This is a genomic window from Clostridium sp., assembly GCF_034179595.1.
In the GTDB taxonomy this organism is placed as follows: domain Bacteria; phylum Bacillota; class Clostridia; order Clostridiales; family Clostridiaceae; genus Clostridium.
Genome location: NZ_JAXFPT010000068.1, coordinates 1 through 24,790 on the forward strand (window position 1 = coordinate 1; position 24,790 = coordinate 24,790).

At 29.7% G+C, this 24,790-nt stretch carries 19 protein-coding genes and 2 pseudogenes; all 21 read right to left on the reverse strand.

What is annotated here, in order from left to right; genetic code table 11:
• The coding region (locus SPJ33_RS08575; RefSeq protein ID WP_321117554.1) for a C-GCAxxG-C-C family protein at nucleotides 1-216 on the reverse strand (216 nt) is incomplete at its 3' end.
• Nucleotides 216-803, reverse strand: a complete 588-nt coding sequence (locus SPJ33_RS08580; RefSeq protein ID WP_321117555.1) for a 4Fe-4S binding protein — start codon at nucleotides 801-803, stop codon at nucleotides 216-218. The genes SPJ33_RS08580 and SPJ33_RS08575, both read right to left, overlap by 1 nt.
• Nucleotides 781-999: an ATP-binding protein gene (locus SPJ33_RS08585; RefSeq protein ID WP_321117556.1), complete on the reverse strand. Its 219-nt coding sequence runs from the start codon at nucleotides 997-999 to the stop codon at nucleotides 781-783. The genes SPJ33_RS08580 and SPJ33_RS08585 overlap by 23 nt, the downstream gene beginning before the upstream one ends.
• A gap of 97 nt (nucleotides 1,000-1,096) precedes the next feature.
• Nucleotides 1,097-1,753, reverse strand: coding sequence for a Crp/Fnr family transcriptional regulator (locus tag SPJ33_RS08590; RefSeq protein ID WP_321117557.1), 657 nt, complete (start codon nucleotides 1,751-1,753; stop codon nucleotides 1,097-1,099).
• A gap of 162 nt (nucleotides 1,754-1,915) precedes the next feature.
• Complete coding sequence (gene rlmD / locus SPJ33_RS08595; RefSeq protein WP_321117558.1) at nucleotides 1,916-3,283, reverse strand: 23S rRNA (uracil(1939)-C(5))-methyltransferase RlmD; 1,368 nt, start codon at nucleotides 3,281-3,283, stop codon at nucleotides 1,916-1,918.
• Between the two features lie 149 nt (nucleotides 3,284-3,432).
• Entirely contained in the window at nucleotides 3,433-3,561 is a 129-nt protein-coding gene (locus SPJ33_RS08600; protein WP_321117559.1) for a hypothetical protein, read from the reverse strand.
• A 97-nt stretch (nucleotides 3,562-3,658) separates the two neighbouring features.
• A complete protein-coding gene (locus tag SPJ33_RS08605) occupies nucleotides 3,659-4,024 on the reverse strand; it encodes a DUF1540 domain-containing protein (RefSeq protein ID WP_321117594.1) in 366 nt (121 codons plus the stop codon).
• Between the two features lie 330 nt (nucleotides 4,025-4,354).
• Complete coding sequence (pyk, locus tag SPJ33_RS08610) at nucleotides 4,355-5,773, reverse strand: pyruvate kinase (RefSeq protein ID WP_321117560.1); 1,419 nt, start codon at nucleotides 5,771-5,773, stop codon at nucleotides 4,355-4,357.
• Between the two features lie 70 nt (nucleotides 5,774-5,843).
• Nucleotides 5,844-6,803, reverse strand: coding sequence for a 6-phosphofructokinase (gene pfkA / locus SPJ33_RS08615; protein WP_321117561.1), 960 nt, complete (start codon nucleotides 6,801-6,803; stop codon nucleotides 5,844-5,846).
• A 413-nt stretch (nucleotides 6,804-7,216) separates the two neighbouring features.
• Nucleotides 7,217-8,710 (reverse strand): annotated as a pseudogene (locus SPJ33_RS08620) (OB-fold nucleic acid binding domain-containing protein); the annotation flags it as partial.
• Between the two features lie 223 nt (nucleotides 8,711-8,933).
• Nucleotides 8,934-10,805 carry a group II intron reverse transcriptase/maturase gene (gene ltrA / locus SPJ33_RS08625; protein ID WP_321117562.1) on the reverse strand — a complete coding sequence of 624 codons (1,872 nt, stop codon included), beginning with the start codon at nucleotides 10,803-10,805 and terminating at the stop codon, nucleotides 8,934-8,936.
• 738 nt (nucleotides 10,806-11,543) lie between these two features.
• A pseudogene (locus tag SPJ33_RS08630) lies at nucleotides 11,544-13,652 on the reverse strand (DNA polymerase III subunit alpha); the annotation flags it as partial.
• Nucleotides 13,653-13,687: 35 nt separating this feature from the next.
• A complete protein-coding gene (whiA, locus tag SPJ33_RS08635) occupies nucleotides 13,688-14,638 on the reverse strand; it encodes a DNA-binding protein WhiA (RefSeq protein ID WP_321117563.1) in 951 nt (316 codons plus the stop codon).
• 213 nt (nucleotides 14,639-14,851) lie between these two features.
• The gene (locus SPJ33_RS08640; protein WP_321117564.1) at nucleotides 14,852-16,228 is read right to left on the reverse strand and encodes a gluconeogenesis factor YvcK family protein; all 1,377 of its coding nucleotides are present in this window, start codon (nucleotides 16,226-16,228) and stop codon (nucleotides 14,852-14,854) included.
• A complete protein-coding gene (rapZ, locus tag SPJ33_RS08645) occupies nucleotides 16,225-17,103 on the reverse strand; it encodes an RNase adapter RapZ (protein ID WP_321117565.1) in 879 nt (292 codons plus the stop codon). Before rapZ ends, SPJ33_RS08640 begins: the two co-directional genes overlap by 4 nt.
• A 128-nt stretch (nucleotides 17,104-17,231) precedes the next feature.
• Nucleotides 17,232-18,335, reverse strand: a complete 1,104-nt coding sequence (gene hisC, locus SPJ33_RS08650; RefSeq protein WP_321117566.1) for a histidinol-phosphate transaminase — start codon at nucleotides 18,333-18,335, stop codon at nucleotides 17,232-17,234.
• A 168-nt stretch (nucleotides 18,336-18,503) separates the two neighbouring features.
• A complete protein-coding gene (murB, locus tag SPJ33_RS08655) occupies nucleotides 18,504-19,412 on the reverse strand; it encodes a UDP-N-acetylmuramate dehydrogenase (RefSeq protein ID WP_321117567.1) in 909 nt (302 codons plus the stop codon).
• 100 nt (nucleotides 19,413-19,512) lie between these two features.
• The gene (gene uvrC, locus SPJ33_RS08660) at nucleotides 19,513-21,381 is read right to left on the reverse strand and encodes an excinuclease ABC subunit UvrC (protein ID WP_321117596.1); all 1,869 of its coding nucleotides are present in this window, start codon (nucleotides 21,379-21,381) and stop codon (nucleotides 19,513-19,515) included.
• A 108-nt stretch (nucleotides 21,382-21,489) separates the two neighbouring features.
• Nucleotides 21,490-22,968, reverse strand: a complete 1,479-nt coding sequence (locus SPJ33_RS08665; RefSeq protein ID WP_321117568.1) for a peptidoglycan D,D-transpeptidase FtsI family protein — start codon at nucleotides 22,966-22,968, stop codon at nucleotides 21,490-21,492.
• Between the two features lie 2 nt (nucleotides 22,969-22,970).
• Complete coding sequence (locus SPJ33_RS08670; RefSeq protein ID WP_321117569.1) at nucleotides 22,971-24,191, reverse strand: FtsW/RodA/SpoVE family cell cycle protein; 1,221 nt, start codon at nucleotides 24,189-24,191, stop codon at nucleotides 22,971-22,973.
• Nucleotides 24,192-24,209: 18 nt separating this feature from the next.
• Nucleotides 24,210-24,689, reverse strand: a complete 480-nt coding sequence (locus tag SPJ33_RS08675; protein ID WP_321117570.1) for an FHA domain-containing protein — start codon at nucleotides 24,687-24,689, stop codon at nucleotides 24,210-24,212.
• Nucleotides 24,690-24,790 lie beyond the last annotated feature (101 nt).

A 24,790-nucleotide genomic window follows, 5' to 3' on the forward strand; every position in this document is an offset into this window, starting at 1 on the left:
ATTTTTGCTATTTACCATACCAATAACTGCACATGCTCCAGAAATAGCACCACAAGTACCTTCCATAGTTGCCATTCCAGCACCAAAAGCTTGTGTTATATTTGCCATAGTTTCTTCATCTATACCTGCATAATCACAATAAGTACAAGCTACTGCCTGTGCACAATTAAGCCCACTTCTCTTTTTTCTTGCTGCTTCTTCTTTTCTAGTTTCCATTATAATTCCTCACTTTTTCTACTTTTTATTTTACAAATACTCTGTGTTAAAGTTCCCATAGGACAAAATACACACCAAGTCCTTGGTTTATATAAAATCATAACAATAAGTCCAATTAGTGTTGATGTAAGCATTAAACTATATAACCCAAAGCTATATTGTGCAATCCAATCACTTACAATTCCATTTGAATATGCCCAACCCCATGGAAGTTTAAATGTCCAAAATAGTTTAACCACTTCTCTTAAAGATTCTGCACCCGAAAATACTAGGTAAGTTTGAAAAATCATATTACCAAACATACCAAAAAAGAATACTAAAAATGCATAGCGAAACCACTTTGATGAAATCCATCTAGGTGATTGTTTTTTTCTAGATAATCCACATTTATTTCCAAGTTGCAAAAATAATTGTCCTCTTCCACACATATTATTACAAAACCATTTATCTCCACGAAATATTGCTATAATAATTGGGATAAGGAAATCTATCATACCTAACCATGCAAAAAGGATATTGAAAAATCCTAATATAAAATAAATTATTGACCATATCCATAAATAATTATACCATTTTTTCTTTTTCATCTTGTCTCCTTTTTACAATTGTAATAGATCCTGCAGGACAATTTTTTGCACATAACCCACATCCTACACATAATTCACTATCTATTATTGCATAACTTCCTTTGTAAATATTAACTGCATTACGAGGACACCAGTTAGTACATTCTCCACATGCAACACATCTACTTTTATCTGCTTCTGCTTTATTTTTTAGCATTACATACACTCCTCAAATTATGATTTATAAAAGAAACTACCCTCTTTCTGATAGTAGTCTATCAAAAAAATAGTATCCTGTATGTAATTAAATCACATTACAAATATTTTTTTAGCTTTTCTTTATCCTTTACCGTTATTTTTCCCCTACCAAGTACAACAAGTCCTTCATCTGAAAAATACTTTAATACCTTTGTTACTACTTCTCTAGCACTGCCAATTAAGCGTGCTATTTCATCATGTGTAAAATAGATGCTATTACTTTTTATCATTTGTGTTTCATCAAATATAAAACGTGCTACTCGTTTATCAACTCCAAGAAATAAAATTTGTTGCACCATCCATATTATATCTGAAAAATGTTCTGTTGAAGTTTTATAAAGATATAATTCAATCTCCATATGTTTCTCAATAACTTTAGCTAAAATTTCTGAAGGAATCATTAGAACACTAGTATCTTCTATAGCATCAATCATTACATTAAAAACAAGAGATTCCATAAGACATGATGCTGATAATACACATACATCATTTGTCCTAACTCTAAATAATGTAACTTCTCTGCCTTCTTCAGAAACAATAAATGTGCGAAGTTGCCCCTTTTTGATGAACATAAGCCCTTTACAAGCTTGCTCATTATTATAGATAATACTTCCTTTTTTATATTCCATATTCACAATATTTTCTGCAAGAAATATTTTTTCTTCTTCTTTTAAGTTATCCCAAAAAGGAAAAAACTTTTGTAAATATTCCATATTTTCATTATTCAACATGATTATCTTCACTTTCTTTCATATTTAACTTTTATTCCATATATATTTCACTTAATTCTAAAAATAATACACCTTAGTTTTTTTGTAAATACATAAAACAAAAAGGAATACTATAAATTTAGTATTCCTTTAAAGTATAATTTATTATTTTCTAACAAGTTTCGCTACATTTTCTATATGAGCTGTTTGAGGGAACATATCTACTGGTTGAACTTTTTCAGTTTTATATCCAAGTTCATCTAATATTTTTAAATCTCTAGCTAAAGTACTTGGATCACAAGATACATATACAACTCTTTCTGGCTTAGTTTCTCCTATAGCTTTTAATAATTTAATATCACAGCCTTTTCTTGGAGGGTCAACAACTATTACGTCAGCCTTAACCCCTTCTTTTATAAGCTTTGGAATAACTTCTTCTGACTTACCTACAAAAAATTCTGTATTAGATACATTATTCATTTTTGCATTTTCTCTTGCATTAATTATTGCAGGCTCTACAATTTCTACTCCATAAACCTTTTTAGCTTTTTGTGATAAAAATAATGTTATTGAACCTGTTCCACAATAAGCATCAAATACAGTTTCTTTACCTGTAAGTTTTGCATATTCTAAAGCCTTATTATATAAAACTTCAGTCTGCATAGGATTTACTTGGAAAAATGAAAGTGGTGATATATTAAATTTAAAGTCACCAATATAATCTTGTATATAATCTTCTCCCCATAATGTATAACATTCTGGTGTAAGTATTACATTAGTATCTTTAGCATTAACACATAAAACTACGCTCTTTAAACCCTCTACATGAAATTCTAATTTTTTTATAAGCTCATCTATGTGTTTTAAATCTTTTCTAGTTGCAACTATAACAACCATAACTTCGCCAGTTTTAAAGCCTTTTCTTATCATTACATGTCTAAGAAAGCCTTTTTTATTAAATTTCCCATCAACAAAAGCTGGCATTATGTTAAATTCCTCAATCCACTCTCTTGTTATCTTACTTATCTTATTTGCATCTTCTTCTTGAATTAAGCATTCTTCTATATCTATAATATCATGACTTCTTGGTGCATAAAAACCTAATACTGGTTTGCTTTTATCCATTCCAATAGGTAATTGAACCTTATTTCTATATTTATAAGGATTTTCTTCCATTCCAATTGGATATTCAACTAAATCTTCAGAAAGTCCACCTATTTTTTTAATACAATCTTTTACTCTTTCCCACTTAAAGTCTAATTGAGTTTCATAATTCATGTGTTGTAACTTACAACCACCACACTTTTTAAAATACTTACATTTCGGCTCAACTCTACCTTCTGATTTTTCTATAACTTCTAAAAGTTTTCCATAGGCAAAATTCTTATTTACTTTAACTATTTTAACCTTTACTTTTTCTCCTTTTAAAGCACCTTCTATAAATATTGGATAACTATCTATTTTTGCTACGCCTTCTCCTTCATAACCTTGCGATACTATATCTAAAATATATTCTTCATTCTTTATAACCATTAAAATTCACCTTTTTCTTACGAACTAATATTGATTAATTATATCATAATTTCAATTAATATTGTAAATTGCATTTACTATTACTTCCTTTTTAATTGATTATAAAAAACTACTGAAATAAATTCAGTAGTTAGAATATAATATAAATATTATTTTTTAACCTTTGTAGAGAGGAATATTAATCCTCCAATACTCATAAGTACTGCTGCTGTGCCAGCCCCTAATATTGTTGCAGTTTTTTTCTTATCAGAACATATCAAAGTTTTTATGTCTTTCATACTTTACACCTCATATCATAAACTTATTTATAAGCATTTTTAATATATACTATGCTTTTTTATCTTTTATTGTTTTTCTAATTTGATATTTTATGTGCTAATATGATTCTATAAAAGTTTCGCATTGAGTTTCAGAACTCTTTGTTGGCAAGTTTCCAACTATTATTAAGTTTCTAGCTTCGCATTTTCCATCACCATTATAAAAGCATTTTTTAGCACTACATGATACAGTTGGTGTAAATTTAATCTCATCTGGACCGCTCATCATTTGCATTATTTCTCCCAAAAAATTTGTATTAGAAACTACTTTTATTTCATTAACTAAATTATCTTCTTTAAAATTACTACAATATGTTTGAGATGATGTATAAGCATCTTCACCTTCTATTAAAATATATCCTGCCCCACATAATCCACCTTCATTATTAACACAATTATGTGCTGTACATCCTAATGTAGTCATCAATAATCACGCTCCCTTTTATAATATATTATTGACAGTATATACGTGATTATTCATTTATATGATATTTTAGACTTAATATCCAAAATTTATAATTAACTTATTTTATTAAAAAAGCATAAAAAAATAGCACCACAAAGGGTGCAATAGAATCAGTTGCCAATACTAATCTTTTTTAAAATGTATTAAACATATATCTTATAATTTTAACATATACAACAAATAATATACAATATTTTTTTTACTTTTTAAAGATATTTTTGACAATTAATTATAAAAAATAACTCTTAGAGAAAATCTCTAAGAGTTATTTATAGTTGAGTGTTTAAACTATTTTACAACACTTACTTTCATTAAGTTAGTTGCTCCAACTTCTGCAACTGGTACTCCAGCAGCTATAACTACAGTGTCTCCGCTCTTAACGAATCCATTTTCTTTAGCTATTTCTACTGAGTTGTTCATCATTTCATCAGTTGATTCTACTCTTTCTGCAACTATTGGATATACACCCCATGAGAATGCTAATTGTCTAGCAACTGTTTGATCTGGAGTTACAGCTATAATTGGGCATTCTGGTCTGCATTGTGATAATCTCTTAGCAGTTGCTCCACTTTGAGTTGATGAAACTATAGCTGATGCGTGTAATTCGCTAGCAGCGTTACAAGCAGCTCTGCTTATTACTCCTGAGATTGCAGGAATGTGGTTTGTTGCTTTTGATACAGCAACTTCATATTTTAATTGCTTTTCAGCTTCTTCAGCGATTTTAGCCATTGTTCTAACAGCTTCTACTGGGTAGCTTCCGTTAGCACTTTCACCTGATAACATGATTGCATCTGTTCCGTCTAAAATAGCGTTAGCTACGTCTGAAACTTCTGCTCTTGTTGGTCTTGGGTTTCTGATCATTGAATCTAACATTTGAGTTGCAGTGATAACTGGGATTCCAGCTTCATTACACTTCTTGATTATCATCTTTTGAACAGCAGGTACGTTTTCTATTGGAATTTCAACACCAAGGTCTCCTCTAGCTACCATTATAGCATCTGATTCAGCTATGATTGCATCTATGTTATCAACACCTTCTTGGTTTTCTATCTTAGGACAGATAAGGATGTTTTCTCCACCATTTTCGTTTAGAACTTTTCTGATAGCTCTTACGTCTTCAACTTTTCTTACGAATGATGCAGCTATCATGTTTACTTTCATTTCACAACCGAACTTTAAGTCTGCTTCATCTTTTTCAGTTAAAGCTGGTAAGTTTATTGATACACCTGGAACGTTAACTCCCTTGTGGCTTCCAACTAATCCTGTGTTCATAACTTCACAGATTACTTTATTTCCTTCTACTGATTTAACTTCTAATCCAACTAAACCATCATCTATTAAGATAGTGTTTCCTGGTTTAACATCATTAGCTAATCCATCGTAGCTAACTGAACATTTAGTTGCATCTCCAACTATTTCTTCACCAACATAGATAGTGAATTCTGAACCTTTTTGTAATTCAAGCTTGCTTGGTTCAAAGTTTCCAGTTCTTATTTCTGGTCCTTTTGTATCTAAAACTATAGCAACTTCTTTATTAAGTTCCTTTGCTAGCTTTCTAACTTTTTCGATTCTTCCTCTATGTTCTTCATGGTCACCATGTGAAAAATTGTGTCTTGATGCATTCATTCCTGCTTCTATAATTTTTGATAAAATTTCTTCATTTTCACTTGCTGGTCCAATTGTGCAAACCATTTTAGTCTTCTTCATATGAAATAACACTCCTTTATTTTGTTTTGGAATTAATCCAAATCTATATATAAAAAATTATTTATAGCTATTATTTTGATAAGATTTCTGCTATTTTATAAGTTTCTTCATCGAATTTTCTTTCGATTGATAAAGCTTCATCTATATCCATATCAACTATTTTGTTGTCTACTATACCTATAACTCTTGAAGTTTTTCCTTCTTGTAAAACTTCTACAGCCTTAGCTCCCATTTTTGAAGCTAATATTGTATCAAATGCACTTGGGCTTCCACCTCTTTGAATATGACCTAATACAGTAGCTCTAGTTTCTATACCAGTAGTTTCTTCTACTTCTTTAGCAAGTTCAAATGCTCCACCTACACCTTCAGCTAAAAGCACTAAGTTATGCATTTTTCCAGCTTGCTTACCTTCTAATATAGTCTTGCATAATTCGTCTTTATCAAAGCCTTTTTCTGGTATTATTATTGCTTCTGCTCCACCTGCTAAACCTGCATATAAAGCTATATCTCCACAATTTCTTCCCATAACTTCAACAATTGATACTCTTTCGTGTGATGTTGAAGTATCTCTTATCTTGTTGATTGCATCTAATACTGTATTTAATGCTGTATCAAATCCTATAGTGTAATCTGTATAAGCTAAGTCGTTATCGATAGTTCCTGGTAATCCTACAGTCTTAACTCCTAATTTTGAAAGAAGTTTAGCTCCTGTAAATGATCCATCTCCTCCGATTACTACTAAAGCATCTACACCATAAGCTTTTAATATTTTAACAGCCTTTTTTCTTACTTCTTCTTGTTTAAACTCTGGACATCTAGCTGTTCTTAAAATTGTTCCACCTCTTTGAATTATATCTGAAACAGAACTTCTATCCATTGAGAATAATTCTCCATTTATTAAACCACTATATCCTCTTTGAACTCCCATTACTTCTATTCCAGCTGCTATAGCAGTTCTAGTTACTGCTCTAAGTGCAGCATTCATTCCTGGTGCATCTCCACCACTAGTTAAAATAGCTATCTTTTTCATGCTTACTCCTCCTTCTACCACTAGGACACAACTAGTCCCACTGGTAACAAAACTTCCCATGTTTATATAACCGTTTATATTGTACATAAATTGATTAAATTTATCAATGTAATTCGCTTAACTTTTTAAATATATACAAATTTTCTGTATCTATATAAATATTTTTAAATTAGTAATAAGATAACATTACAATTATTATTATAACCTATAAGAAGCAAAATTATATAAAAAATAAAATGCTTTTTTTATCAGTTTTATTTTTACAATATTTATATAGTTCTCATTAATTATTCTAATACAATTATCTAACTATTTTAATAAAATATCAATACTTAAATCATAAATTTTCAGTATTTTTAGATTATTTGTAAAAAATAAGTATGATGTATCAAATACACCATACTTTTAACCTATTAAGAATTAACTACTTTAACGTTATCTTCACCATATTTTTCCTTAAGAATTGTAGTTATATCAGTATTAAGATTTAACCATGCTTCTCTTGCTAATCTATAACTTTTATTATTAGAAGCATTAAATACATAAACAGCTGATTCTCCTCTATATTCACTTAAGTTTCTTCTTAATTCATAATTGACTTTTCTAGCTGATTCTTCATCATTTACTCTTATATAAACTTTATTAGAATCAACCTTTTCTAAGCCTTCAATTTTTTCACATATAAGTTTTGGTGGTTCATCTTCTTTTAAGCTAATCCTTCCCTTTATAGTAACTAATGCATCTTCTGAAATACTTTCTCTTACCCTATCTAATGTTCTTGGGAATACTATAACTTCTATTTCGCCACTTAAATCTTCAAGCTTTAAAAATGCCATAATAGTATTGTTTCTAGTAACTTTTTGCTTTACTTCTGTAAGTATTCCTCCAAGTATTACTGTTTGATTATCTTTAATAGGCATTTCATCTGACATCTCTTCTATATTTATTCCTTTTGAAATATTTTCTTCCATAGCCTTATAAACTTCAAAAATATTGTTTATAGATGTCGTTGTTTGCATTTTTAAGCTTTTTTCATACTCATCTAATGGATGCCCTGACAAATACATACCTGTCATTTCTTTTTCCATAGACAAAAGATGTTTTTTATTAAATTCTTTTATATCCGGATAATTAACTTCTGGTATATCTATATCTTCCTCTATTGAAAATAGGCTTATTTGTCCGTCAATATTTCTCTTTTTATCACCTGCAACTCCATCCATTAACTTTTCATATACAGCAAGAAGCTTAGATCTAAATACCCCAAATGAGTTAAATGCTCCTGCTTTTATTAAGCTTTCAACAGCTCTCTTATTTATTGTTGCAAAATCTAGTTTATTTATAAAGTCAATTATTGAAGTAAATTGTCCCTTCTCTTCTCTTGCCTTAACTATGCCTTCAACTACATTTACTCCAACATTTCTTATTGCAGCTAATCCAAAGATTATCTTATCACCTTCAACAGTAAATTTTGAAAAACTTCTATTTATATCAGGCGGAATTACTTGTATACCAAGACTTTCTGCAAATTTTATGTATCCTGCAACTTTTTCATTTATTCCCATAACAGAATTAAGCATGGCTGCAATCATTTCAACTGGATAGTATCTCATTAAATATGCTGTTTGGTATCCAACTACAGCATAAGCTGCAGCATGTGATTTATTAAATGCATAAGATGCAAAATCCATCATCATATCGTATATTTTATTAGCCACATCTTCTGATATACCATTTCTTAAACATCCTGGAACCTCAATATTTCCATCACTATCTTCTATTCCATATATGAAATTCTTTCTTTCTTCTTCCATAACCTTGTGCTTTTTCTTAGACATCGCCCTTCTAACAAGGTCACTTCTTCCCATCGAATATCCTGCTAGTTTTCTAACTATTTCCATAACCTGTTATATAGTGCAACCTCTATCTTCAGCATTACCTGTTAAGAGTTGAGATTTGCACTTGCCCGTTTCGGGTGTGATAGGTAACTCCACCTTCAACATTACTTGGTAAGGCTTTGTTTTCCCCCACTTCATACCGTACATGAAGCTTTCACTTCATACGGCATTCCATCGACTTTTAAATATTCTCGAACTACTTAATTTCTCCAGCTTTTAATTACTTTAATTCTTAGCTATTTATAATTTTCCAGTATTTATTAATCTTAATAGCCGTTTTATCGGATTTATTTATTATTACTATAGGTGTTTTCATATGAATTTTCTTATGACAATCGTAGCAAAGTGTAGCAAGGTTATTAACCTTATTTATTTTGTTTATAGGAAGAGTTTTATCAATGTGGTGTGTATTTGCTTGTGTATATAGGTCTAATCCACAACACTTGCATTTTCCTTTATCTCTGTTATAGGCATATGCTCTATTTAGTTGATATTCCACATTATATACAGGGTTGTTAAGTCCTAACTCATTGTATTGCAGTATACTGTTGTTAAACAATTCATCTGCTCTGACCTTTACAGGTTTCTTTTTGAGTTTTTTATTTCTTATCTCTCTTCCTTCTGGTGTATATGGAGTTTCTTTTGGGTCTTTTTGAGTTGCTTTTTCAAATTGACAAAAGCATAAGCTCGTCATACCTATTAGTTTATCTTGATATTTGATTGCATTTATTTTCTGTTCATAATTTTCATGTACTGATTTCAAATTATCAACTTGTTTAGCAGGTACAAATACACCTCCATATTTCTTTGCTACATTTCCCCAAGCGAATAATATTTTCCTATCATATTCCTTGAGATATTTACTTACATCAGTTGCTACTTGATAGTAGTTAATAATTCCTCTGATTTGACTATTTACTTTATTAATCTCATATATGACCTCTTGTTTATTTCTTGCAAATTTCTTTATTTGCTTGATATTCTGATTGATTTCTTTGACTTGTTTCTCAAGATTTTCAATATTGGGTTTAGTTTTTACACTTAGTCTCCCTTTATTGTTTTTATGAGCCTTATAGTCAATTCCTAAATAGCTTACTTTTCTTTTTGTGATATCTGTTATTAATGTCTTTTCTTCGGAAAGTTCTAATTTAAGATTTTCTTTCAGATATCTTTTAGCCATTAGTTTTAGCTTTATAGCATTTGCTTTGCTATTAGTTATTATTATCCAGTCGTCTGCATATCTGGTATAGTATATTGGGATTAAGTTAGATGAATTTTTCAATGCATGGATTTTAACATCTTCTCTTGAATATTCATTCTTTGTTTTCTTATTTCTCCATTGATTGTATAGCCATAAGTCGAAATCATGTAGATATATATTTGCCAATAGTGGACTTAATATGCCACCCTGTGGAGTTCCTAATTCATTTCTACTAATCTCGTTCATTATCCCTGCTTTAAGAGTGGATTTGATTATCATTAGTAGCTTTCTATCTTTAATACCCATTTTCTTAATCTTTTTAATTAATATACTATGGTCGATATTATCAAAGTATCCTTTTATATCTCCTTCGACAACGTATTTATATTGAGTAGTTAGCATTATTTGTCTTGCATAACTTATTGAGTTATGAGTTGTTCTTTGAGGTCTGAACCCGAAGCTATATCGGTAGAATTGTGCTTCCATTATTGGTTCTATTATTGACCTTATAATTTCCTGCATAATTCTATCTTGAAGAGTTGGTATTCCCAATGGTCTTAATTTACCATTTTTCTTAGGAATATATTTTCTTTTTATTTCTATTGGCTCATAATGGCTTATTAAATCTTGAAATGTTTTGATTGCCATTTCTGGCTTCATATTCAGATAATAATTTATATCCTTATTATCTATTCCAACTGTATAAGCTCCTCTATTTTTACTAACTTTCCTAATAGCACTAAGTATAACAGCTTCTTGTGTCATATATTTAATTAGATTATTATATTTAACTGGTTGATTGTTTTCGATACATTTTATTGTATCTTTGTATAACTTATCTTGTAACTTTCTAAATTGTTTTTCCGTTTTAAGTTGTTGAACCATTTTATTATCACTTCCCAACTATGAGAATGGTTTACTCATTTACGCCTACGGCTACCTTAATATCGGTAAGTTGGTTAAGTATCCTTAAATATTTATTTCTAAGCCGACTATGGACCTTCGCTCCGATTAGTTTGTATCCTCCTTCGTATGTTACCATACATAGTGACTAACGGCTAATCATCAACACTACTACGTCCTGCTGTCCTCATTCTTCATAGGTCATTTCCTACCTATTAGCAACATCTGGACTCTAATCCATTAACATTTACTGAATGAGTTCTTACGTTCCTATTATTCTATCTTTAACATATTCAACTTAGGCTTCCTCTATAAGCCGATAAGCACTTTTTCACCCGTCTGGAAGGATGGACTTAAAGCAAATATCCTTTATTGGATAAATGTAGTTTCAGCAACCAAGAATACTGTCACTACGCTTATAATGTGTTGCCACACCTATATAAGTATCTATCACCCTTATATATATCGTTCACGACTCGTACCCAACCGAGGATTCCTTTCGTAGCCATATTGAATTTATAGACCCCCGATTACTTCTCCAATCATTGTGATAGGATTGAATTTTTACCGACTTCTACGAGCTTAGTACAGTAGTAATTAGAGTTACTAAAGCACTTCGTAGTCTTAGGGAAGAATTACCTTCCTTTAATTCTTAGTGAGAATTTCACTCACCTACTCGAATAATAAGTTAGATAAATTTTTAAATTTATCCCTTCGGTTTTAGCCCACATTTCTGTGTTTTTTAGCCGAAGAACGCAACGCACCTTGGTAGACCATAACCCCATAAGTAACATTTAATATATCTTCAAGCTCAGGAGTTAAATATTCAACTTTTTCAGGATTTCTCTTTCTTTCAATATATCTTGGTATTTCTGCCATTGGACCTGGTCTATATAATGAAATACCGGCAATAATATCTTCTAATGAATCTGGCTTAAGTTCTTTCATGAAAGATACCATACCAGCTGATTCTAATTGAAAGACACCAGCTGTTTTTCCTTCACCAATCATCTTATAAACTTCTTTATCATCAAAGTCTATTTTATCTAAATCAATATCTACGCCTCTATTATATTTAATCATCTTAATAGCATCATTCATAACTGTAAGAGTACGAAGACCTAAAAAGTCCATCTTTAATAAGCCAAGTTCTTCTAAAGTATTCATGCCAAATTGAGTTACTATCATTTCTTCATTTTTCTGAAGTGGTACATACTCAACTAATGGCTTTGATGCAATAACTACACCAGCTGCGTGAGTTGATGAATGTCTTGGTAAACCCTCTAAATCTTTACTAACATCTATAAGATTTTTCACTCTAACATCTGTATCATAAGCTAGTTTAAGTTCCGGATTTAACTCAAGTGCTTTTTCTATAGTTATTCCAAGCATTGTAGGTATCATCTTGGCTATTCTATCAAACTCAGCATATGAATAATTCATAGCTCTACCAACATCTCTTATACAAGCTCTTGCAGCCATTGTACCAAAAGTTATGATTTGAGATACATTCTTTTCTCCATACTTTTCAACAACATAATCTATTACTTCTTGTCTTCTTTCATAACAAAAATCCGAATCTATATCCGGCATGCTTACTCTCTCTGGATTTAAGAATCTTTCAAAAAGCAGGCTATATTTTATAGGATCTATCTTTGTTATTCCAAGAGTAAATGCAACTATTGAACCTGCAGCTGATCCTCTTCCAGGGCCCGTTGGGATACCATGTTCATTTGAATATCTTATAAAATCCCAAACTATAAGAAAGTAATCAACATATCCCATTTGATTTATTACACCAAGCTCATAATCTAATCTATCAATAAGTTTTTTAGCTTCCTCATTTTCTTCTCTCATTTTGAATATCTTGTCGTAATCATATTCTTCATTCTTTATTTCATCAAATACACTATATCTTTCTAAAAGCCCTTTAAAGCATGTATCTCTTAAATAAATATATGGGTCATATTCCCCTTCTGGAAGTGGAAATTTTGGAAGCTTAGATACATGAAACTCGTAATCAAAATTACATTGATCTGCAATCTCTATTGTATTTTCTAAAGCCTCTTCAACGTATGAAAACATATCATACATTTCATCTGCTGATTTTAAGTAAAATTGGTCTGATGGATATCTTCTTCTATCTTGATCCTCAACCGTTTTACCTGTTTGAATACACATTAATATATCATGAGATTTTGAATCTTTCTGCTCTATATAATGCACATCATTTGTAGCAACTAGAGGAATTCCTGTTTCCTTAGATAATCTTATGTTAAGTTCATTTACCTTTCTTTGCTCCTCCATACCATGATTTTGAAGCTCTAAATAAAAACCTTCTTTAAATATATCTTTATATAATAATGCAACTTCCTTTGCCTTTTCATAATTATCATTAAGAAGTGCCTTTTGTACTTCTCCTCCAAGGCATGCACTTAATGCTATAATTCCTTCGCTATGTTCTCTTAAAAAATCATGATCAACTCTAGGCTTATAATAAAAACCTTCAATAGATGCTGTTGATACTATTTTCATAAGATTATCGTATCCAGTTTCATTCTTAACTAAGAGAACTAAGTGATTTGTAGCATTATCCTTATCCACATTTTTTATATGCATAGATTTACTAGCAACATAAATTTCACATCCAAGAATAGGCTTTATTCCTGCTTCTTTAGCCTCTTTATAAAAATCTACACAACCATACATAACTCCATGGTCAGTAATAGCCATGCTTTCCATACCTAACTCTTTTGCTTTTTTTACAAGCTTTTTAATCTTACCTGATGCGTCTAAAAGACTATATTCTGTATGAAGATGTAAATGGCAAAATTTCTTATCTCCCACTCAATCACACTCCTTTATATATAAGAGAAAGGCCATTAGTATGAACCTGACCTTATCTCTTCTGCTATTTTTTCAATTTTTCTTAATCTATGATTAACTCCTGACTTTCCAACTGGTGGTTCTAACATTTCACCTAATTCTTTTAATGATTCTTCTTGATATTTAAGTCTAAGCTCAGCGATTTCTTGAAGATTTTTAGGAAGTCTTTGAAGTCCTATACTATTTTGAATAAGTTTAATGCTTTCAACTTGTCTAACTGCTGCATTAACTGTTTTTGAAAGATTTGCTGTCTCGCAGTTAACTAGTCTATTTACATTATTTCTCATTTCTTTTTTTATTCTTATATTTTCTAATTCAAGTAAACAAGTATGAGCTCCAAGTATATTAAGTAAATCTACTATTTGCTCTCCTTCTTTTATATAGATAATAAAGCTATTTTTTCTTTGAATAACTTTAGAATTAAGTCCACAACTATTTATAAGTGCACATAAATCATTTGCATATTCTTCACTATGAGTAACAAATTCTAAATGATAAGTTTTTTCTGGATTACTTATACTTCCCCCACCTAAGAAAGCCCCTCTTATATATGCCCTCTTAGTTTCATCAGTGTTTACCATATTAGGATCTATAGTATAATCTAAACTCATTACACCATCCACTTCTTTAAGTATTCCAGTTTGTTCTAATAAACCTCTAACCCCCATCTCTTCATCTATAACAACCATATATATGTTATTCTTCTTAAGAGAATTGCTTTTCTTAACCATTAATTTAGAGTGAATATTAAAATGTTCTTTTAATAAAGTAAATATAAGTCTTGCACTTGCAGGGTTCTCAGTAGTAATCCTAAATGACAATCCTTTTCCAGTAAATGCAATCGTTCCACTTACTTTCATTATTGCTGAAATTTCTGCTAGAGTTTCCTCTCTATTTATATCACTATATCTACAGATTTCTCCTTTAACTTTTGATGAAAACGACATTTATTGCTCTCCTTCTATATATATTAATTAAAATATATCTAACTATACACAGTAGTTAATTATAACACAAAATCTCACAAATAATTATTGTATTATATTTATATAATATATATTAATATTATAAATTTAGGAAATATATTCTTTATTGTTTTATATATCCTTAAAGCTATTATATTTAGTAAAATAAAAACCAACAAAATACTTTGTTGGCTTCTATTTAAGCTTTTCTTTTTTTGAACTAATTCTTTTGAATTTCTTTTCGTTTTTGTCCCTCTCTTTTATACGTTGAGAAAGATACATATATTCAATTATTTTCTTTCTATCATAAAGAAGTTTTTTCTCCATAATAGTTTCAACTAAAACTTGTGCTAAATAATCAGAGTCATGCTTAATAGTTCCTTTATTAATCTTTACAAGATTTTTTTCAACTATATCTATATCAAGATCTTTAAGCTCTTCTCTATCAATACTAACGATTTCTGATCCTTTAGATTTATATTTTTCTTTCATGTCATCACTTATATTTCCAACATTTGCGATAACACAATTAACTATATCTTTCCCGCCATATTTTCTCAATACTTTTATATGGTCAGATACATTAAAATCATCCGTTTCTCCAGGTTGAGTCATAACATTTGATATATATATTTTAAATGCATCACTCTTTCTTATCTCACTCGCAATTCCCTTAACTAAAAGATTTGGAAGTACGCTAGTATATAGGCTACCTGGTCCCATTACTATCGCATCTGCATCTCTTATAGCTTGTAGTGCTTCTTCTAATGGCTTTGCATTGCTAGGTTTAATTGATAATCTTTTTATCCTAGACTTCTGATTTAATGCTTCCTTTGGAATATCAGATTCACCCTCGATAATACTACCATTTTCTAATTCAGCAACTAACTTCATATCATCTAAAGTAACTGGAAGTACTTTCCCTGTAACTGCAAGAACAGAGCTCATATACTTTACAGCATCAACAAAGTTATCAGAAACTCCATCCATAGCTGCTAAAAATAAATTCCCAAAACTTTGTCCTTTAAGCCTTCCATCTGTAAATCTATATTGAAGCAAATCTTCCATTAAAGGCTCTGTATCAGCTAATGCTAAAATACAGTTTCTTATATCACCAGGTGGAAGGATCCCAAGATCTTCTCTTAAATCTCCAGAACCTCCCCCATCATCTCCAACTGTAACTATGGCAGTTATATTTGATGTATAATACTTAAGCCCTCTAAGCATAGTAGATAATCCTGTTCCACCACCTATAACAACTATTTTAGGCCCCTTAACAAGAAGTCTCTTCTCTGTTATAAGTGTTTCGATTTTTTTACTATCTAAAGACATTCTTATATAACCTTTATTCATAAGTGCTATTACTGATTTAATTCCCTCTGTAATTGATATATATAATACGAATACACCTGTTACATTAAGACATATATAAAATAATTTATAATAAATATCATAAACTCTATGAATAACAAGCTCATTAAACCCAAAAGCAATTAACAAAATCCCAAAAAGTCCAAATGCAATCCATCTCTTAATTTTAACACCTGGTTTAAGCCACTCAGAAAGCCTCATAGCTTCTTTTCTCCCTTATTAACATCTTCAGATATATCTCTGTGTTCTATGCCTGTCTTATATCCTTCTGATTCTAAAATTTCATGTATTCTATTTGCTATAGCAACTGATCTATGTCTACCGCCTGTACATCCTATTGATATTATAAGTTGTCTTTTTCCTTCCTTAATATAATTTGGAATTAAAAACTTAAGCATATCTTTAAGCTTATCTACAAACTCTACTGTTTCTTTTTGCTCTAGAACATATTTTTTAACAGGTTCATCATTTCCTGAGAACTTTTTAAGTTCTGGAATATAGAATGGATTTGGAATAAATCTTACGTCAAATACTAAATCTGAATCAACTGGTATTCCATATTTAAATCCAAAACTTAATACAGTTACTGATAATTCCTTATCAGGTTCTTCACTTGAACCATAATAACTATTCATCTTTTCTCTTAAATCTCTAATTGTATATTTTGATGTATCTATTATTAAATCCGCTCTATCTTTAACTTCTCTTAATTTATTTCTCTCTTCTATTATACCTGTAAGAACACGAGATTTTGGTGAAAGAGGATGCGTTCTTCTAGCTTCTTTAAATCTCTTAACTAATACTTCATTTGATGCTTCTAAGAATAGTATTTCATACTTAAAATCATTGTTTTTTAAGTAAACTAAACTTTCAAATAAATCATCAAAGAATACCCCACCTCTTATATCTGTGACAATTGCCACTTTTTCAATACTTCCGTTATTACATGCTTCAGCAAACTTAGGTATTAATTGTGGTGGTAAATTATCTACACAAAAGTAACCTAAATCCTCTAAACTTCTAGTTGCTTGTGTCTTACCAGCCCCTGATAATCCTGTTACTATTACAAATCTCATAACGAATCCTCCTTTTTAAATAATTTATCTAAATTATATCATATATATATGCTTCATTATACAATCTAAAATTTATAAATACATAATTTTTATAACAAAAAGAGTTATGAATAACATAACTCTTAATATTAACTATTAACTTTATTCTTTATCGCTTCTCCTAAAAGCTTTATAAACTCCTTATTATCATCCTCTAATCCTATAGATACTCTAATCCATCCTGGCATCCCAAGTAAAAAACCTGGTCTTATTATGAAGCCTTTTTTCAATAAATACTCATATATCTTTTTGTCATTGCCTTTTATGTTTATCATAATAAAATTAGCATGTGTATCTAAATACTCAAGTCCTAATTTTTTAAGCTCTTTTTTTAGATATTCTCTTTGCAGACTATTATTTTTAGTTGCATATTCTAAAAAGTCCTTATCCTTTAATGCCTCTACCGCAGCCTTTTGTCCATATAAAGTTAAATCAAATGCATTTATAACTCTATTTATATATTGAACAAACTCAATATCTCCTATACCATATCCAACTCTTAATGATGCTAATCCATAAGCCTTAGAAAAAGTTTTAAGTAAAATTATATTTTTATGAGATTTTATAAGATTTAAAGTATCTGGGAATTGATTAGTTTCTACAAACTCTCCATAAGCTTCATCCATAACAATCAATACATATTTAGGTATTTTATTTACTATGCTAATAAATTCTTTTTCTGTAAATATTGTGCCTGTAGGATTATTAGGATTACAAAACCAAATCACTTTTGTTTTATCAGTTATAGCCTCCACCATTTTCTCTATATCTAATTTATTATTTTTCATAGGTATTTTAACTGGAATTGCTCCAACAAGTAATGTATTTGATTCATATCTTGGAAATGTAACTTCCCCCATTATACTTTCATCATATTTATTTAATACAGTCAAACATATATCTTTAATCAATGAATCAGATCCAGCTCCACAAAAAATCATATTTTTATCTATATTAAATGTCTTTGCAATCTCAGCTTTAAGATCACATGAAGCTGAATCTGGATAAAGATTAGAGCTATTAATTAATTTGGAAATTATATTTTTAACTTTATTAGAACATCCATATGGATTTTCATTAGATGCAAGCTTAACCACTCTATTAATCTTATATTTATTTTTAACCTCATCTATGGGTTTTCCAGCTATATAAGGTGCAAGACTTTTTATTTCATCTTTTATTAAATCTTTCATATATTTCTTCCCAATTAGGAAGCCCCCTCCTTTATATGATTTAATATATATTTCTATTATTTTATTATTTAAACTCAAAGTTAATTAATAAATATATTAATTTTCTTATATATAAAAAAAGAAACCTAATATATTAGGTTTCTTTTTTAGTTCAAAAAATTTTAATATTTATTTTTCTTCTCCGATTATTCTAACTTCTGTATAAAGGTCAACACCGAATTGCTTTTTAACTTCTTTTTGTATGTGTGCTATAAGATCAAGTACATCTTTTGCAGTTGCATTACCTTTATTTATAACAAAACCTGAATGCTTTTCTGAAACTGCAGCATCACCTATTGAGTAACCTTTAAGTCCAGCATCTTGAATAAGTTTTCCAGCAAAGTAACCTTCTGGTCTTTTAAATGTACTTCCTGCTGAAGGATATTCAAGAGGTTGTTTTGATTCTCTCTTTTCCGTTAAATCATCAACTCTAGCTTTTATATCTTCATGATTTCCATTTTCAAGTGCAAATACTGCTTCTAATACTATTGCATTTTCTTGCATTACTCTTGATGTTCTATATCCTAAATTTAATTCTTCTTTATTATAAGTTACAATCTCTCCATCTTGTGTTAAGACTTCAGCACTTTCAATTACATCTTTTATTTCTCCATTGTAAGCCCCAGCATTCATAAATACAGCTCCTCCAATAGATCCAGGAATACCACAAGCAAACTCTAATCCAGTAAGATTGTTATCTAGTGCTTCTTTAGAAACATCTTTTAATAATGCTCCTGTTTCAGCTGTTATTTTACCATTTGCTGAACTTATCTTATTAATTTCAGTAAGCTTTATAACAACGCCTCTCATACCACCATCTTTAACAAGTAAGTTTGAACCATTTCCTATAACATAGTAAGGTATGTTATTTTCTTTACAAACTTTTATAGTTTTAACAACTTGTTCTTTTGTGTTTGGTACAAGTAATACGTCAGCTGGGCCCCCAACCTTAAAATATATATGTTCGCTCATATTAGCGTCAAATTCTATTTGATTTTCTGAATATATGTCTTTGAATAATTCTCTGTATTTATTCATTCATAAAAACTCCTTGAAATATATTTTTTACAATTATTTAGTATATTCTAAATTGGAAATTAAAACAAGTCCCCAAAGTTTACAATTAATTCACTTTCTTTCATTTTTTATAACCTTTAAAATATTCTATTATACTTTCAGCAGCTTTATTGTTAATACTTGGGACTTCTAATAATTCTTCTATAGTTGCATCCTTCACTCTTTCTACACTTCCAAATTTCATAAGAAGTTCCTTTCTTCTTTTTGCTCCAATATTAGGTATATCATCTAATATTGAATGAAGTGTCCTCTTATCTCTAAGAGATCTGTGATATGTGATTGCAAATCTATGAACTTCATCCTGAATTCGTCTTATAAGTTGCATAAGGTTTGAACTTCTATTTATTATTAACTCTTCATTGTTATATATGATTCCTCTAGTTTGATGTTTATCATCTTTTACAAGACCACAGACTGGAATATCTATATCAAGCTTTTTTAACACCTCTAAAGCAATATTAACCTGTCCTTTTCCTCCATCCATCATTATAAGGTCTGGGAAATTCGAAAATTTACCATTTGAAAATACTAATTCTCTCTCTTGTATTTCTTTTATTTCTTTTAATCCATGAGTAAATCTTCTTTCTAATATTTCTCTCATACTATCATAATCATTAGCACCTTTTACGGTTTTTATTCTAAACCTTCTATAGTCGCTATTTTTTGCTTTCCCATTTTCAAAAACTATCATACTTCCAACAGAATCTACACCTTGTATATTAGATATATCATACGCTTCTATTCTATGTGGCATTTCATCTAATGAAAGCATTGTAGCAAGTTCACCTAAAGATACTCTATTTATTTCCTTTTCTTTTAATATTTTATCTTTGAATTGATCTAAAGTTATCTTAGCATTTTCTTTAACCATCTCTAGCATGCTCTTTTTATCTCCCTTTTGAGGAGTTTTAATTAAGACTTTAGAACCTCTCTTTACACTTAGTAATTCTTCTAATATATCTTTGTCTGAAACTTCTGGACAATATATATTTTTTGCAACGGTAGATGAACCACTATAAAAATTAACTATAAACTTAGATAATACGTCTTTTGAATCTTCACCTACAGTATTTTCTATCATATAATGTTCTCTTCCTGTAACTTTACCATCTCTTGAGAAAAATACCTGTATGCAACTATCTTTTTCATCACTATATATATTTATGAAATCTTCATCCTCATCTGTTACTTTAAACATTTTTTGTTTTTGAACTAATTCATTTATAGCTGCAATTTTATCTCTATAAGAAGCTGCCTTTTCAAACTCAAAATTTTCTGCACACTTTTCCATATTCTTTTTAAGTTCACCTATTATTTCTTTATCCTTGCCATTTAATATATCTATAACAGAATTAATCATCTTTCCATACTCTTCTTTTGATACATGCCCACCACAAGGTCCATTGCATTTATTAATATGAAAATTTAAACATGTCCTTGTAGGTTCTTCCCCTTCTTTTATAGACTTTTTGCAAGTTCTAATAGGAAATACCTTTCTTATTAGATTTATTGTTTCATAAACAGCCGCGCCATTTGTATATGGTCCAAAATATTTATTCCCATCCTTTGCAAAATTTCTAGTTACAAAAACTCTAGGAAAATCCTCATTTGTAGTAACTTTAATAAAAGGATAAAACTTATCATCTTTTAATGAGATATTATATTTAGGACTATATTTTTTTATTAAATTACATTCTAAGATTAGAGCTTCCATCTCAGAATCTGTTACTATATATTCAAATTCAGCAATATTTTTAACCATTGCTTTTACTTTTTCAGAATGATTTTTAGAAGTTCTAAAATATTGTCTAACCCTATTTTTTAAAATTTTTGCTTTACCAACATATATAACTTCTCCCAATGAATTTTTCATCAAATAAACTCCAGGTTTATCTGGTAAAATTTTTAATTGATATTCAAAATCAAAAATTTTAATCCCCTCCTATTCCTTTGTTTAAATTTATATAACAATTATAGCACTTATAAAAAATAGGATACCCTGTAAGATATCCTATTTCTTTATAATTTATTTTATATTTTAATTATTTCCTAATTTTGCGTTTATAACCGCTCCTCCAACTTGAGCTGCTTTTATTGCTCCAAATCCTCCATTTTCAACAATTACGGCAACTGCTATTTTAGGATTATCAGCTGGCGCAAAACTTACAAACCATGAATGTGGTGTTGCTGGGGTACCATCACTATTATTATAGTCTGCTGTACCTGTTTTTGCAGCGGCATCAGTTCCAGCTAGATAGCTCCAAGTTCCACTATCTATATTTTTTTGAACTAAGCCTTTCATATATCCTTTTATAGTTTCAGCATCGCTTTTATCCATAACTTTGCTAAACTCTTTAGTCTTAATTGTTTCTACAACATTTCCTTCTTGGTCTAAAACTTTACCTACAAGATTTGGCTCCATTATAACACCATTATTAGCAACTGCACTAGCTACTAATGCCATTTGCATTGGAGTTGCAAGTATTGAACTTTGACCTATACCTGTTTGAGCCAATTGTCCTGGATTAGATTCTTCTGGGAATGAGCTTTTTGTTATAGTAAAGCCATTAGCTGGTATATCTTTATTAAATCCAAACTTCTCTGCAGTCTTCATAAGTTTTTGATTTCCAAGTTCCATTCCAAGTGTTCCAAATACAACGTTACTTGATGCAATAAATGCACTTCTTAAGTTTATGCTACCATTTGCTATACCTTTTACATTACTTAAGCTTCTTCCATCTCCAAATGTAATACTTCCATTATCATTAAATATTCTATTTTGAATTCCTGGTATATTTTGAAGAGCACTTGTAGTTGTAACAATCTTAAATGTTGATCCTGGTGGATATAATCCATTTATAGCTCTATTTATTAAAGGACTGTTTTCAGCTGTTCCTTTATTAGCTTTTTTCATTTCCTCTTCTAAATTATTAGGATTAAAACTTGGTTTAGATACCATTGCTAAAACTGCTCCTGTTTTAGGATCAAGTGCAACTACTGCTCCTTTATTACTTCCTAAAGCTTCAGATGCTGTCTTTTGAAGCTTAGTATCTAGAGTTGTAACAACAGTATTTCCAATCTTATTTTTATGATTTCTAGTAAAAAATGCATCTTTTAAGTTTTCTAAACTTGGATTACTTAAAAGCTTCTTAAATCTTACTGATGCATTATCACTTGTAGTTAATTCTTTATCATAAGCTGCTTCAAGCCCTGATTCTCCATATATACTACTAATATATCCTATAGGATGAGCATATAAAGCACCATATTCATATTCTCTTTTTTGAGTATTATTTTTTTCTCTAATACTTTTTGCAATTACTTTTCCAGAACTATCTAGAATTTCACCTCTTAAAACTTGGTTCTTTCTAGCCCAAGCTCTTTGATTTCCAGGCATCTCTGCAATTTTTGGTGCTTTGAAAACCTGAAAATAAGCTATATAAGAAATAAGAGCTACAAGGAAAAATAAAAATACAATCATTACTTTTTTTACACTATCTTTAATATCACCTTTCATTGTTAGCCCTCCTCTGAAATCTTCTGCAATATACCTAGTGCAAAGAACATTGTAAGCATTGATGAACCACCATAGCTTAAAAGTGGTAACGCTATACCTGTTAAAGGAATTATTGCAAATATTCCTCCTATTATAACTAGTATCTGACAAGCTATCATAGCACTAAATCCAACTGCATTAAGTTGAAGGAATTCATCATCTGTAACAAATGCAGTTCTTATACATCTATAGAACAATAAAAAATATACAATCATTATACCTATTCCAAATACCATACCAAACTCTTCACATATTATTGCAAAAATATAGTCTGTTGTATTAACTGGTACAAATCCTGGATATCCTTGACCAAGTCCTGATCCAAACATTCCGCCTGATGAAATTGAGTAAAGCCCTTGAACTATTTGATATCCTTGATCTTGTGCATATGCCCAAGGATTTCTCCATATTTCAACTCTTTGTCTTACATGTCCAAATATATTGTATGATACAAATGAACCTATAGCTGAAAGTATCAAACAAGTAATTATGTATAATTTATTACCCGTTGCAATATATAACATAGTTATTGATATACCAAAGAATATTAAAGCTGATCCTAAATCTCTTTGAAGTACCATACATCCTAAACTAAACATAACTATTAGTGCAGGCTGAATAAGATGCTTTATATTACTTTTTGAATTATTTCCTGCTTTATATTCTTTAAGAGCTGCTGATAAATATAATACTAATGCTATCTTACCAAATTCTGATGGTTGAAAACTTACAGGACCAATTATTACCCAGTTTTTAGCTCCAAATACCTCTGTACCAATTATAAGGGCCATTGGCATAAATATTAGTATAAATATCATATAAACATTTTTATATTTTGAGAATTTTCTAAAGTCTGGAAATAATTTTAAGATTATTATATAAATAACTATACTTAACAAGAACCACATAAGTTGCTTTTCTGCAACTTTTGGATTTATTCTATATAGCATAGCTATTCCTATAACAACTAATAGACATGAAAACGTAAGAATAAATTTGTCTCCATTTGGATAAAATTTTCTTACGATAAAATGTGCAATAAAAATAACAACACATAATATTCCACCAAAATATAGTGCATTTTTATCTATAGGATCTTTTATTATAGCTAAATTTGTAAAAAGTGCTATACACAGTATATATATCAAGCTTAGCATTATGGTTTCTTTTTTATCTTTAAACATTAAATCACCTCACGCTATTTAAGACAGTACTTTAAATACTGATGTTCCTATAGTTATTTGATCTTGTGCAAACAATTTAACTTTTCCCTTTATCTTTTCGCCATTTAAAAAAGTTCCATTTGTACTTCCTAAATCTTCTAATACTAAAGCATTATCTTGCACCATTATCTTGGCATGAGCTCCAGATACATATTGGTCTGATAATACAATTGTATTATTACTTCGTCTTCCTATTGTAGCTACATCTCTAATCGGTATTACCGATCCTACTTTTAGTGTCGCATTATCCCCTATTTCTATTACTTCTATTCCATGATGCCTCTTTGAAGGTGCTGGTTTTTTATTAATTGCACGCTTATTTTTTTTAATGTTTTTTGGTGCGCTTGCCCCACTTTTGACATCTTTAGCCATTATCTTTAAGGCATAAATTATTATAAAGTATAATAGTACGATAAAAATTATTCCAAATACGACTGCAATAAATTTTGAAAAATCCATCTTTTCACCTCGAAAAATTACTTTATCTTTTTGATTATACACCAAAATAATATTAATTTCCTACATTTATATTACAATTATTTGTTATTCCAATAATTAAC

What these genes read in the sequence shown, in the direction of transcription:
- SPJ33_RS08580 (WP_321117555.1), bottom strand. Translation starts at nt 803, where the DNA reads ATGAAAAAGAAAAAATGGTATAATTATTTATGGATATGGTCAATAATT.
- SPJ33_RS08585 (WP_321117556.1), bottom strand. Translation starts at nt 999, where the DNA reads ATGCTAAAAAATAAAGCAGAAGCAGATAAAAGTAGATGTGTTGCATGT.
- SPJ33_RS08590 (WP_321117557.1), bottom strand. Translation starts at nt 1,753, where the DNA reads ATGGAATATTTACAAAAGTTTTTTCCTTTTTGGGATAACTTAAAAGAA.
- rlmD (WP_321117558.1), bottom strand. Translation starts at nt 3,283, where the DNA reads ATGGTTATAAAGAATGAAGAATATATTTTAGATATAGTATCGCAAGGT.
- SPJ33_RS08600 (WP_321117559.1), bottom strand. Translation starts at nt 3,561, where the DNA reads ATGAAAGACATAAAAACTTTGATATGTTCTGATAAGAAAAAAACTGCA.
- SPJ33_RS08605 (WP_321117594.1), bottom strand. Translation starts at nt 4,024, where the DNA reads ATGACTACATTAGGATGTACAGCACATAATTGTGTTAATAATGAAGGT.
- pyk (WP_321117560.1), bottom strand. Translation starts at nt 5,773, where the DNA reads ATGAAGAAGACTAAAATGGTTTGCACAATTGGACCAGCAAGTGAAAAT.
- pfkA (WP_321117561.1), bottom strand. Translation starts at nt 6,803, where the DNA reads ATGAAAAAGATAGCTATTTTAACTAGTGGTGGAGATGCACCAGGAATG.
- whiA (WP_321117563.1), bottom strand. Translation starts at nt 14,638, where the DNA reads ATGTCGTTTTCATCAAAAGTTAAAGGAGAAATCTGTAGATATAGTGAT.
- SPJ33_RS08640 (WP_321117564.1), bottom strand. Translation starts at nt 16,228, where the DNA reads ATGAGGCTTTCTGAGTGGCTTAAACCAGGTGTTAAAATTAAGAGATGG.
- rapZ (WP_321117565.1), bottom strand. Translation starts at nt 17,103, where the DNA reads ATGAGATTTGTAATAGTAACAGGATTATCAGGGGCTGGTAAGACACAA.
- hisC (WP_321117566.1), bottom strand. Translation starts at nt 18,335, where the DNA reads ATGAAAGATTTAATAAAAGATGAAATAAAAAGTCTTGCACCTTATATA.
- murB (WP_321117567.1), bottom strand. Translation starts at nt 19,412, where the DNA reads ATGAATAAATACAGAGAATTATTCAAAGACATATATTCAGAAAATCAA.
- SPJ33_RS08665 (WP_321117568.1), bottom strand. Translation starts at nt 22,968, where the DNA reads ATGAAAGGTGATATTAAAGATAGTGTAAAAAAAGTAATGATTGTATTT.
- SPJ33_RS08670 (WP_321117569.1), bottom strand. Translation starts at nt 24,191, where the DNA reads ATGTTTAAAGATAAAAAAGAAACCATAATGCTAAGCTTGATATATATA.
- SPJ33_RS08675 (WP_321117570.1), bottom strand. Translation starts at nt 24,689, where the DNA reads ATGGATTTTTCAAAATTTATTGCAGTCGTATTTGGAATAATTTTTATC.